Genomic DNA, 11321 nt, shown 5'->3' with positions numbered 1-11321 from the left:
CGCTCCGGTCGGGGGCCGCTCAGTCGAGGTAGCCGCGGAGCTGGTCGGCGAAGGCGTGGTCGCGCAGCTTGTTGAGGGTCTTGGACTCGATCTGGCGGATCCGCTCGCGCGTCACGCCGAAGATCCGGCCGATCTCCTCCAGGGTGCGCGGCCGTCCGTCGGCAAGCCCGTACCGCAACTGCACGACCTTGCGCTCGCGTTCGCCGAGGGTCGACAGGACCGCCTCCAGGTGTTCGCGCAGCAGGAAGAAGGCGGCCGACTCCACGGGGGAGGCGGCGTCCCCGTCCTCGATGAGATCGCCGAGCGCGACGTCCTCCTCCTCGCCAACGGGTGCGTGCAGGGAGACGGGCTCCTGGGCGAGGCGCAGTACTTCCAGGACCCGCTCCGGGGTCAGCTCCAGGTGGACGGCGACCTCTTCGGCGGTGGGCTCGTAGCCGCGTTCCTGGAGCATGCGGCGCTGGACGCGGACGACGCGGTTGATCAGCTCGACGACGTGGACGGGGACCCGGATGGTCCGGGCCTGGTCGGCGAGGGCCCGGGACATCGCCTGCCGGATCCACCAGGTCGCATAGGTCGAGAACTTGTACCCGCGGGCGTAGTCGAACTTCTCGACGGCCCGGATCAGCCCGAGGTTCCCCTCCTGGACCAGGTCGAGCATGGTGAGCCCGCGGCCCACGTACCGCTTGGCTACGGAGACGACCAGCCTCAGGTTCGACTCGATGAGGCGGCGTTTGGCCATGCGCCCCATGACGACGAGCCGGTCGAGGTCGACGGCGAGTTGGGAGTCGAGGTCGGGGGTGCTGCCGAGCTTCTCCTCGGCGAACAGTCCGGCTTCGACGCGCCGCGCCAGGTCCACCTCCTCGGCGGCGGTGAGCAGCGGGATCCTGCCTATCTCGCGCAGGTACTGCCGGAAGAGGTCTGCGGAAGGTCCCGCCCCACCCCCGCCCCCGTCGCCGTCCCGGCTGCGCTGTACCGGCACCGGCGCCGGCTCGATCAGCTCCAGTACCTCGGGCTCTTCGTCCACGGCTTCGGCCTCCGAGGACTCGCTCGCGTTCACGGTCAGGGTCCGGGTCTGCACGGGGGCGACCTCCAGGGCTCCGAGGACGGGGGCACCGCATTCAGTGTGGGGTAAGACACATGGCTGCCACGAGGGGCGTGCGAGCACTTTCTGAGTCCGGTGCGTGACCGATGGTTACCCCCGGCCGGGAACCCCGATGCGGATCGGACACATGTCCGAGATGATCGGCTCCATGCGCGCGTACGAAACCCACGTGACGGTGCGCTGCGCGGACGCGGCGGAGCTGGCGCGGCTCGACACCTGGGCCGCCGCGCGGAAGTGGGAGGTGACGCATGTCCGGCCGGCCCGGGGGCGGGCGGTGTCGCGGCCGGTGCCGACCCTGCCGGACCGCACGGGCCACGAACGGCCGGTGCGGGTGCGGACGTCGACGCGCTGATCCGGGAGCTCGACTCGGCCGGGTACGAAGTGTCAACGGGGCAGCGGAAGTTCGTGCTCTACGACAGCGACCGTCGGTGGACGAAGCCCGGCTCGGGCCGTGAGGCGGTGGACCCTTCCGGTCACAGCGCTAGGCCGGTTCGACGCGGACCGCGCAGACCTTGAACTCGGGCATGCGGGAAGTGGGGTCGAGGGCCGGGTTGGTCAGGGTGTTGGCGCGGCCCTCGCCCGGCCAGTGGAAGGGCATGAAGACCGTGTCCGCGCGGATGGCGTCCGTGATGCGGGCCGGGGCCACCGCGCGGCCGCGGCGTGAGGTGACGGCGAGGAGGCTGCCGTCGACCGCGCCGAGCCGGGCCGCGAGGCGGGGGTGGAGCTCCACGAAGGGGCCGGGGGCGGCGTCGTTGAGCTCGTCCACCCGGCGGGTCTGGGCGCCGGACTGGTACTGGGCGACCACGCGGCCGGTCGTGAGCAGCAGCGGGTAGTCGGCGTCGGGAATCTCGGCGGCGGCGCGGTGGGCGACCGGGACGAACCGGGCCCGGCCGTCCTCGGTGGCGAAGCCGTCCAGGAAGAGGCGCTCGGTACCGGTCGAGCCGTCGGGGCAGGGCCAGAAGACGCCCTGCTCGGCCTGGATGCGGTCGTAGGTGATGCCCGAGTAGTCCGCCGGGCCGCCGGCCGAGGCGCGGCGCAGTTCGTCGAAGACTTCCTCGGGGGCGGTGGGGAAGCCCTTCTCGATGCCGAGGCGGGCGGCGAGCCCGTGCAGGACCTCCAGGTCGCTGCGGACGCCCGGCGGCGGGGTGAGGGCGCGGCGGCGCAGCAGGACGCGGCCTTCCAGGTTGGTGGTGGTGCCGGTCTCCTCCGCCCACTGGGTGACGGGGAGGACGACGTCCGCGAGGGCGGCGGTCTCGGAGAGGACGACGTCGGCCACGGCGAGGAAGTCCAGCGAGCGGATCCGGTCCTCCACGTGGGCGGCGCGCGGAGCCGAGACCACCGGGTTGGAGCCCATCAGCAGGAGGGACTTCACCTCGGAGCCGAGGGCGTCGAGGAGTTCGTAGGCGCTGCGGCCGGGTCCGGGGAGGCTGTCGGGGTCGACGCCCCAGACCCCGGCGACGTGGGCCCGTGCGGCCGGGTCGGTGAGTTTGCGGTAGCCGGGGAGCTGGTCGGCCTTCTGGCCGTGCTCGCGGCCGCCCTGGCCGTTGCCCTGGCCGGTGAGGCAGCCGTAGCCGGAGAGGGGACGTCCGGCGCGACCGGTGGCCAGACACAGGTTGATCCAGGCGCCGACGGTGTCGGTGCCCTTGGACTGCTGCTCGGGGCCGCGGGCGGTCAGCACCATCGCGGAGTCCGGGGCGCAGAAGAGGGCGACCGCCTCGCGCAGCGCCGGGACCGGGACGCCGGTGATGCGTTCCACCAGCTCGGGCCAGTGGGCCATGGCGGCGGCCCGGGCCTCCTCCCAGCCGGTGGTGCGGGCGGCGATGAACTCCTCGTCGGTGCGGCCGTCGGCGACGACGAGGTGCAGGAGGCCGAGGGCGAGGGCGAGGTCGGTTCCGGGGCGGGGGGCCAGGTGCAGGTCGGCTTGCGCGGCGGTGCGGGTGCGGCGGGGGTCGATGACGACGAGGGTGCCGCCGTTGGCCTTGAGCTCGGTGAGGTAGCGCAGGGCGGGCGGCATGGTCTCGGCCAGGTTCGAGCCGACGAGGATCACGCAGCCGGTGCGGGGCACGTCCTCCAGCGGGAAGGGCAGGCCCCGGTCGAGCCCGAAGGCCTTCTGGTGCGCGGCAGCGGCCGAGGACATGCAGAAGCGGCCGTTGTAGTCGATCTGCGAGGTGCGCAGGGCGACGCGGGCGAACTTGCCGAGCGCGTACGCCTTCTCGTTGGTGAGCCCGCCGCCGCCGAAGACACCGACGGCGTCCGGGCCGTGCGTGCGGGCCGTGCGGGTCAGGCCCGCGGCGACGACGTCGAGGGCCTCCTCCCAGGTAGCGGGTTCGAGCCGCCCTGCGTGGGTGCGGACGAGCGGCTCGGTCAGGCGCACCCGGGAGGAGAGCACGGCGGGGGCAGTGCGGCCCTTGCCGCACAGCGCGCCCCGGTTCACCGGGAAGTCGGCCCGCTCCTCCACTGCCACGCCCCCGCCGCCCGGCTCGGGGCGCAGGTTCATCCCGCACTGCAGGGCGCAGTAGGGGCAGTGCGTGGCGGTGGCGGCGGCGGTTCCCGGGGGGTGCATACGGTCCAGCGTGCGTCAGCGGTGTTACACGGGCAGCCGCCCCCGGTTACACCTCCCGTACGGGTGGCTCAGCGCCGCCCGCCCGCCCCGGTGAGGAACCGCCCGCCCCGGGCGCACCGCGGGCCGGCGGCCTCGGCTCCCTCCGCCTCCAGCACGTCGGTGATCAGCACCCGGCCGCCGCCGTCCACGACGGACCGCGCCGCCGCGGCGCCCGGCCCGCGCGCTCCGCCGGTGATGACGACCGCCTTGCCGCTCAGATCCACTGACGCCGTATCCCGCCCCCTGACGCAGCATCGGCCGATCCGGCATACGGCCGTTCGGCATGTCCGGCGGCGCGTCAGTCCGCCGGAGCCGCCAGAGCGCGCGACACCCCCTCCTCCTTCGGGCCCAGGAAGCGCGGGGAGGGCTTGAGGACCGCGTCGAGCGCCGCCTTGCCCGAAGCGAAGAGCTCCCGCGTCTGGCCGTAGTACCAGGTGGCGTCGTGCACGTCGGCCACCCCGACGCCGTACGCATCCAGACCCGCCGCCTGACACAGCGCGACGGCCCGGCGTATGTGGAAGCCCTGGGTGACCAGCACGGCCCGCTCGACCCCGAAGATCTCCTTGGCCCGCACGCAGGAGTCCCAGGTGTCGAAGCCGGCGTAGTCGCTGACGATCCGGGTGTCCGGGACCCCGTGCTCGGTCAGGTACCTGCGCATGGCGTCGGGCTCGTCGTACTCCTCGCGGCTGTTGTCCCCGGTGACCAGCACCACCCTGGCCTTGCCCGTGCGGTACAGCTCGGCGGCCGCGTCGAGCCGGTCGGCGAGATAGGGGGTGGGCCGCCCCCGCCACAGGCCGGCTCCGAACACCACCGCCACGTCGGCGGCGGGCGCGTCGGCCGTCGTCCGCAGCCGGTCGGCCGCCGATGCGTGCGTCCATGCCGACGGGAGCAGCGCCAGCACGCAGCCCGCCATGACGGCCTGCACCGCCAGCCGCCGGCCCGGGAGTCCGCGCAGCCACCGCGGCCGCCGTCCCGGCCGCCCGTCCGCCACCGCGCGCACCACGGCGCCCGCCCTCGCCCTCGCCCGGCTCCTGATGTCCATGACCGCCCCTCCCGCACACCGCCCGCACGCACCGTTCGCACACACTGACGATCGTCGCCCGGCCCGGAGTTCCGCGACCGCCCCGTTTCACCCGTACGAACGACCGAAGTGAGCACCCTGCAAAGACCCGTCACCCCGGCGCAACGCACCGGCAACGTGCAGCCCGCAGGATCGGTTCATGACGGAGCCGGTGCACCCTTCCGACAGCCCCTTCCTCCCCTCCCTCCCGTTCGGCAGCGCGGCCGAGCTGCTGACCCGGATCACCACCCAGCTCGGCACGCAGCTCAGCGGACTGCGACCGCCCCGCACCCGCCCCCTCGGAGACCGCCCATGCAGCAGCCCTCCCTCGTCGCCGTGGCCCACGGCAGCCGCGACCCACGCGCCCTGCACACCACCCTCGCCCTCCTCGACCGGGTCCGCGAGCTCCGCCCGCGGCTCGACGTCAGGCTCGGCCACATCGAGCTGAACGCCCCGCTGCTCGACGACACCCTGCGCGGGACGTCCGGCGCTGCCGTGCTCGTCCCGCTGCTGCTCGGCCGGGGGCACCACGTCAAGCACGACCTCCCCGCGGCCGCCGCCCGGGCCACCCACCTGCACACCCGCGTCGCCGCCCCGCTGGGCCCGCACCCGCTGCTCGTCGAGGCCCTGTACGAACGACTCGTGGAGGCCGGCTGGGCCCCCGGCACCGCCGTGGTGCTCGCCGCCGCCGGTTCCCGCGATCCCGACTCGGCGGCCGACACCCGCCGCACCGCCACCCTGCTCGCCGGCCGCCTCGGCGTCCCGGTGGTGCCCGCCTACGCCTCGGCCGCCGCGCCCACCACCTCCGAGGCCGTCCGGGCACTCGCCGCCCGCGGCCACCACCGCACGGCCGTGGCCTCGTACTTCGCCGCTCCCGGCCGGTTCGCCGCCCAGACCGCCGCGGCCTCGCCCGGTCCCGCAGCGGCCCCGCTGGGCGACCATCCGGCCCTGGCCCGGCTGTTGCTGCGCCGCTACGACGAGGCCCTGGCCCGTCCCGCCGCGCTCCCCCGGCCGGATCTCGTCTCCGCGTGATCGACGGTTCGTCAGTCGTTGCGGTTACCGTCTTGTCATGGAAGGCACCGCGCACGCCCCCGCAGACGACCTCTACTCCCCCTACGCCCCGGCCGACACCGAGCGCTGGGCCGCCGAACCCGACAAACGCCCCGGCCGCACCGCCTTCCAGCGCGACCGCGCGCGCGTGCTGCACTCCGCCGCGCTGCGCCGCCTCGCCGGGAAGACCCAGGTGGTCACGCCCGGCAGCCGCTCCTACGACTGGGACGCCAGCCCGCGGACCCGGCTCACGCACTCCCTGGAGTGCGCCCAGGTCGGACGGGAGCTCGGCGCTGCGCTCGGCTGCGACCCCGACCTCGTCGAGGCCGCCTGCCTCTCGCACGACATGGGGCACCCGCCCTTCGGCCACAACGGCGAGGAGGCGCTCAACGAGTTCGCCAAGGACTGCGGCGGCTTCGAGGGCAACGCCCAGTCGCTTCGTCTGCTGACACGGCTGGAACCCAAGCGGTTCGTGCCCGACCCGGCGACCGGGCGGCCGGTCAGCGTGGGCCTCAACCTCACCCGGGCCTGCCTGGACGCCGCCACCAAGTACCCGTGGGCCCGGGGCGGGCATCCGACGGACCCCGGCTCGGTCAAGTTCGGGGCGTACGAGGACGACCTGCCGGTCTTCGAGTGGCTGCGCCGCGGCGCACCGGCCGACCGCAAGTGCTTCGAGGCCCAGGTGATGGACTGGGCGGACGACGTCGCCTACTCCGTCCACGACTTCGAGGACGGCCTGCACGCCGGACACCTCGATCCGAACCTCCTCTTCGCCGAGCCCGAGCGGGCAGCCATCTGGCAGGTCGCCATCGGCCGGTATGTGCCCGCCGACACCTCCCCCGACGAGTTGCGGTCCGCCCTCGACCGGCTGATGGAGCAGGAGTGGTGGCCGCACGGGTACGACGGGTCCGCCGTCGCCCAGGCCCGCCTGAAGGACGCCACGAGCCAGCTGATCGGCCGTTTCTGCCTGGCTGCCGAAGGGGCCACCCGGGAGGCGTACGGCTCGGGCCGCCTCACCCGGTACGGCGCCGAGCTGGTGGTCCCGCGCGAGGCGCGCCACGAGTGCGCGGTCCTCAAAGCGGTCGCCGACCTGTACGTCATGCAGCGTGACGAGCAGGAGCGGATCCGCGCCGACCAGCGCATCGTCCTGGCCGAACTGGCCGAGGCGCTCAGCGTCCGCGCGCCCGAGGGCCTGGACCCGCAGTTCCGGGCCATCTTCGACGGCGCCGCGGACGACAAGGCCAGGAAGCGGGCGGTCATCGATCAGATCGCGTGCCTCACCGACGCTTCCGCGCGTTCCCTGCACGCACGTCTCACCCGGCGGGCCCGACGCGCCGAAGGGTGAGCCGATCGAGCCATTCCCCCTTCACGGGGCAGGCTCGGTGCGGGACGCTCGCATGTGGCCGCATGTGGCGCAGAGGTTATGAGGAGGCATCAGGTGGTCGACGCACACAGGACGTTCGTCATCGTCGGCGCGGGGCTGGCCGGGGCCAAGGCGGCCGAGACGCTGAGGTCCGAGGGGTTCACGGGGCGGGTGATCCTGATCGGCGACGAGCGCGACCACCCGTACGAGCGCCCCCCGCTGTCCAAGGGCTACCTGACGGGCAAGGAGGAGCGGGAGAGCGTCTTCGTCCACGAGCCGTCCTGGTACGCGGCCTCCGACATCGAGCTGCACCTCGGCCAGCCCGCCGTGCACCTCGACCGGGAGGCCAAGAAGGTGGTCCTCGGGGACGGCACGGTCGTGCACTACGACAAGCTGCTGCTGGCCACCGGCGCCGAGCCGCGCCGGCTGGAGATCCCGGGAACCGGGCTGGCCGGCGTGCACCACCTGCGCCGGCTCGCGCACGCCGAGCGGCTGCGCCACGTCCTGGCGGGCCTCGGCCGGGACAACGGACACCTGCTGATCGCGGGCGCCGGGTGGATCGGCCTGGAGGTCGCCGCCGCGGCCCGCGGGTACGGCGCCGAGGTGACCGTCGTCGAACCGGAGGCCACCGCGCTGCACGCCGTACTCGGCCCCGAGGTCGGCCGGCTCTTCGGCGACCTGCACGCCGAGCACGGCGTGCGCTTCCACTTCGGTGCCCGGCTGACCGAGATCATCGGGCAGGACGGCATGGTGCTGGCCGCCCGGACCGACGACGGCGAGGAACATCCCGCGCACGCCGTGCTCGCCGCGATCGGGGCGGCGCCGCGGACGGCCCTCGCCGAGACCTCGGGGCTGGCCCTGGTCGACCGGGAGCACGGCGGCGGGATCGCCGTGGACGCCGCCCTGCGCACCTCCGACCCGGACATCCACGCGGTCGGTGACGTCGCGGCCGCCCACCACCCGGTGCTCGGGACCCGGCTGCGGGTCGAGCACTGGGCGAACGCGCTGAACGGCGGCCCGGCCGCGGCCCGGGCGATGCTGGGGCACGACGTCGCCTACGACCGGGTGCCGTACTTCTTCTCGGACCAGTACGACGTGGGCCTGGAGTACTCGGGCTACGCCCCGCCCGGCGGCTACGACCAGGTGCTGATCCGCGGCGACGTCGGCAAGCGGGAGTTCATCGCCTTCTGGCTGTCAGAGGGTCGGGTCCTCGCCGGGATGAACGTGAACGTGTGGGACGTCACCGAGCACATCCAGGCCCTGATCAGGGCAAAGGCGCCCGTTGACCGCGAAGCTCTGTCGGATCCGTCGGTTCCGCTTGAGTCGCTGGTCCCGGCCGCGGGGGCCTGACGGGTTTGCCCGCGCCCGGCCGTAGACTTCACGGGTGGCAGGACGGATCAATGACGACGACGTGAAGGCGGTACGGGACGCGGTCCCGATCGACGCCGTGGTCTCCGACTACCTCCAGCTGCGCAACGCGGGCGGGGGCAACCTCAAGGGCCTGTGCCCCTTCCACGACGAGAAGTCCCCCTCCTTCCAGGTGAGCCCCAGCAAGGGCCTCTACCACTGCTTCGGCTGCCAGGCGGGCGGGGACACCCTCGACTTCGTCATGAAGATCGACCATCTCTCCTTCTCCGAGGCGGTCGAGCGCCTGGCCGGCCTGGCCGGAATCACCCTGCGCTACGAGGAGGGCGGCTACACCGCCGGCACCAGCGGCCGCGGCGAGCGCATCCGGCTGGTCGAGGCGCACCGGGAAGCCGCCCGGTTCTACGTCGACCAGCTGGACGGCCCCGAGGCCGCGATCGGCCGCACGTTCCTGGCCGAGCGCGGCTTCGACCAGGCCGCCGCCGCTCACTTCGGCGTCGGCTACAGCCCGGCCGGATGGGACCACCTGACCCGCTTCCTGCGCGGCAAGGGCTTCACCGACAAGGAGCTGATCACCTCCGGGCTCGCCCAGGACAGCCGCAGCGGCAAGCCGATCGACCGCTTCCGCGGCCGGCTGATGTGGCCGATCCGCGACACCAGCGGCGAGGTGGTCGGCTTCGGCGCGCGCAAGCTGCGCGACGATGACAACGGGCCGAAGTACCTGAACACCCCCGAGACCGCGATCTACCGCAAGTCCCAGGTGCTGTACGGCGTCGACCTGGCCAAGAAGGAGATCGCCAAGACCTCCCGGGCCGTGGTGGTCGAGGGCTACACGGACGTGATGGCCTGCCACCTGGCCGGCGTCACCACCGCCATCGCGACCTGTGGCACCGCCTTCGGCGGGGACCACATCAAGATCCTCCGCCGTCTGCTGATGGACAACGCCACAGCCGAGGTGATCTTCACGTTCGACGGTGACGCGGCCGGGCAGAAGGCGGCCCTGCGGGCCTTCGAGGACGACCAGAAGTTCGCGGCCGAGACCTCGATCACCATCGCCCCCGGCGGCATGGACCCCTGCGACCTGCGCCTCGCGCAGGGTGACGCGGCCGTCGTCGGCCTGGTGGAGGCACGCACCCCGCTGTTCGAGTTCGCGCTGCGGCACATCGTCTCCCGGCACAACCTGGAGAACCCGGCGGGACGGGCGGCCGCGCTGGACGAGGCGGCCCCCGTCGTCGCCAACATCAAGAACATCGCCATCCAGCACGAGTCGGCGGTCCAGCTGGCCGGCATGCTGGGCATCCGCGACGAACAGTTCGTGGTCAAGCGGGTCGCGCAGCTCGCCCGGTGGGCACGTGAGCGCGGCCAGGGCGGCGGACCTCAGGGAGGCCGGCCGGGCGGAAGCCAGCAGCGGGGCCGCCAAGCCCGCGAGGACGTTCCCGCGCCCGCCGCACCGCCGGCCGCCGGGCCCGCGCTGAACCTGCGCAGCCCCGCCCACCGCACCGAGCGCGAGCTGCTGAAGCTGGCCCTCCAGCGGCCTGCCCTGGTGTCCCCGGCCTTCGACGCCTACGGGATCGACGAGTTCACCGCCCCGCCCTACGCCGCCGTACGCCAGGCCATCCAGGAAGCGGGAGGTGCCGCCGACGCCGACGACGGCTACGTGGCCCGGGTGCGCGAGGCCGCCCCGAACGACACGGTGCGTGCCCTCGTGACCGAGCTGGCGGTGGAGGCGATCCACGCGAAGACGGTCGACGAGGTCTACGCGGGGGTCCAGCTGGTCCAGGTCCGGCTGCGCGCGGTCGACCGGCGGGTCCACGAGGTCCAGGGCACGCTGTCACGGCTCGGCGCGCAGGCGCCGCCGGAACAGCTGGCGGCGGTCCAGGAGGAGCTGTGGGTGCTCCAGCAGTACGGGCAGCGCCTGCGCAACCGCGGCGCCGAGGGACTCTAGTGCGCTGAGCAGGCCCCGGCGCGGTTTCGGCCCACGCCGCTCACCGGGTGGCGGAGGCGGGTGGACGGCGTCCCGGCCGGTGGCAGGGCGGTGAAGGGCCACCGCATCAGGGCCTGTCCCGGCCGGTGTCCGGGCCGTGTCCGGACCGCGTGGCGGAACGGTCGAACCAGTCTCCCCCGGGTATCTCCGTCCCCCGGGCCAGCAGCTCGCGGGCGATCAGCGGGGACGCCAGGTAGACCCAGGCGCGCACCGCGGTGCCGTCGGAGAGCAGGGCCCGGCGGGCGAACCGGTCGTAGACGTTCCCCGGCCGCCCGGGGCCCTCGTACTCCTCCAGCCGGTCCAGTTCGGCCAGCACTTCCCGGTACCTGCCGGGCTCTGCCGTGATCAGCTCCCCGACCACGGCGGTGCCCGGCCGGTGGACCGCGTACGGATAGCCCGGGCCGTCGTAGAGGGCCGCGTCCGGCAGGACGGCCGACTCCTCGGAGGCCGTGCGGCCGCGCAGGAACAGGCCGTGGTTGACCTCGCCGGGGCGCAGGGTCCCGTACACGAAGAACGGGAGCGCCCCGGTGGCCGCCTCCCGCGACCGCTCGACCGATGTCATGGAGCCCCTCCCTCGGATCCGGCGCACCGCTGCGTGTACGGTCCGGAGGTCCATGCCACGCTGCGCCCCACCACCGTACGTGCGGATCCCTGGAAGGCCACCGCCCGGTGCCCGTGGACGGGCCGTGCGCCCGACGGCCGTCCGGGGCATCCGGTCACCCGGACGGAGCGGGTGGCCCGGATGGCCGCACGCTCACCGTGACCTGCGAGGACGAGCGACGGCAGGGCACGGCG

The 11321-nt window shown here is 73.9% G+C and carries 10 protein-coding genes; 5 read left to right on the top strand and 5 right to left on the bottom strand.

Annotation, left to right across the window (positions count from 1 at the left end):
* Window positions 1-19: 19 nt before the first annotated feature.
* Entirely contained in the window at window positions 20-1078 is a 1059-nt protein-coding gene (locus tag AW27_RS22640; RefSeq protein ID WP_037923922.1) for an RNA polymerase sigma factor, read from the bottom strand.
* Window positions 1079-1229: 151 nt separating this feature from the next.
* Between AW27_RS22640 and AW27_RS22635 the strand changes: the two genes are divergently transcribed.
* A complete protein-coding gene (locus AW27_RS22635) occupies window positions 1230-1454 on the top strand; it encodes a hypothetical protein (protein WP_157840270.1) in 225 nt (74 codons plus the stop codon).
* A 129-nt stretch (window positions 1455-1583) separates the two neighbouring features.
* Here the strand turns inward: AW27_RS22635 and AW27_RS22630 are convergent, their stop codons facing one another.
* The 3 genes from AW27_RS22630 to AW27_RS22620 form a co-directional block, all read right to left on the bottom strand.
* On the bottom strand, window positions 1584-3665 hold the full coding sequence (locus AW27_RS22630) for a molybdopterin oxidoreductase family protein (RefSeq protein WP_037923916.1): 2082 nt from the start codon (window positions 3663-3665) through the stop codon (window positions 1584-1586).
* Window positions 3666-3733: 68 nt separating this feature from the next.
* Window positions 3734-3928: a hypothetical protein gene (locus tag AW27_RS22625; protein ID WP_037923914.1), complete on the bottom strand. Its 195-nt coding sequence runs from the start codon at window positions 3926-3928 to the stop codon at window positions 3734-3736.
* A gap of 74 nt (window positions 3929-4002) precedes the next feature.
* Entirely contained in the window at window positions 4003-4617 is a 615-nt protein-coding gene (locus tag AW27_RS22620) for a SanA/YdcF family protein (RefSeq protein WP_236647722.1), read from the bottom strand.
* Window positions 4618-5076: 459 nt separating this feature from the next.
* On the opposite strand from AW27_RS22620, the gene AW27_RS22615 reads away from it, so the two are divergent.
* The 4 genes from AW27_RS22615 to dnaG all read left to right on the top strand — a co-directional run bounded on the left by AW27_RS22615 (window position 5077) and on the right by dnaG (window position 10487).
* A complete protein-coding gene (locus AW27_RS22615; RefSeq protein WP_078556672.1) occupies window positions 5077-5796 on the top strand; it encodes a sirohydrochlorin chelatase in 720 nt (239 codons plus the stop codon).
* Between the two features lie 37 nt (window positions 5797-5833).
* Entirely contained in the window at window positions 5834-7159 is a 1326-nt protein-coding gene (locus AW27_RS22610; protein ID WP_037923912.1) for a deoxyguanosinetriphosphate triphosphohydrolase, read from the top strand.
* A 93-nt stretch (window positions 7160-7252) separates the two neighbouring features.
* Window positions 7253-8527 (top strand): NAD(P)/FAD-dependent oxidoreductase, encoded by a 1275-nt coding sequence (locus tag AW27_RS22605; RefSeq protein ID WP_037923910.1) that lies wholly within the window; start codon window positions 7253-7255, stop codon window positions 8525-8527.
* Window positions 8528-8561: 34 nt separating this feature from the next.
* Complete coding sequence (gene dnaG, locus AW27_RS22600) at window positions 8562-10487, top strand: DNA primase (RefSeq protein ID WP_037923909.1); 1926 nt, start codon at window positions 8562-8564, stop codon at window positions 10485-10487.
* Window positions 10488-10593: 106 nt separating this feature from the next.
* Here dnaG and AW27_RS22595 read toward each other — a convergent pair whose 3' ends face one another.
* Window positions 10594-11088 (bottom strand): gamma-glutamylcyclotransferase family protein, encoded by a 495-nt coding sequence (locus AW27_RS22595; protein ID WP_052030879.1) that lies wholly within the window; start codon window positions 11086-11088, stop codon window positions 10594-10596.
* Between the last annotated feature and the right edge of the window lie 233 nt (window positions 11089-11321).

The sequence above is a fragment of the Streptomyces sp. PCS3-D2 genome, assembly GCF_000612545.2.
Taxonomy (GTDB): Bacteria; Actinomycetota; Actinomycetes; order Streptomycetales; family Streptomycetaceae; genus Streptomyces.
Note: the sequence above shows the minus strand (reverse complement) of the source record. Positions and strands in the feature narration are given on the sequence as shown.

Coding starts and splice junctions, on each gene's coding strand:
- AW27_RS22630 (WP_037923916.1), bottom strand. CDS start 3,665: ATGCACCCCCCGGGAACCGCCGCCGCCACCGCCACGCACTGCCCCTAC.
- AW27_RS22610 (WP_037923912.1), top strand. CDS start 5,834: ATGGAAGGCACCGCGCACGCCCCCGCAGACGACCTCTACTCCCCCTAC.
- AW27_RS22620 (WP_236647722.1), bottom strand. CDS start 4,617: ATGGCGGGCTGCGTGCTGGCGCTGCTCCCGTCGGCATGGACGCACGCA.
- AW27_RS22635 (WP_157840270.1), top strand. CDS start 1,230: ATGTCCGAGATGATCGGCTCCATGCGCGCGTACGAAACCCACGTGACG.
- AW27_RS22595 (WP_052030879.1), bottom strand. CDS start 11,088: ATGACATCGGTCGAGCGGTCGCGGGAGGCGGCCACCGGGGCGCTCCCG.
- AW27_RS22615 (WP_078556672.1), top strand. CDS start 5,077: ATGCAGCAGCCCTCCCTCGTCGCCGTGGCCCACGGCAGCCGCGACCCA.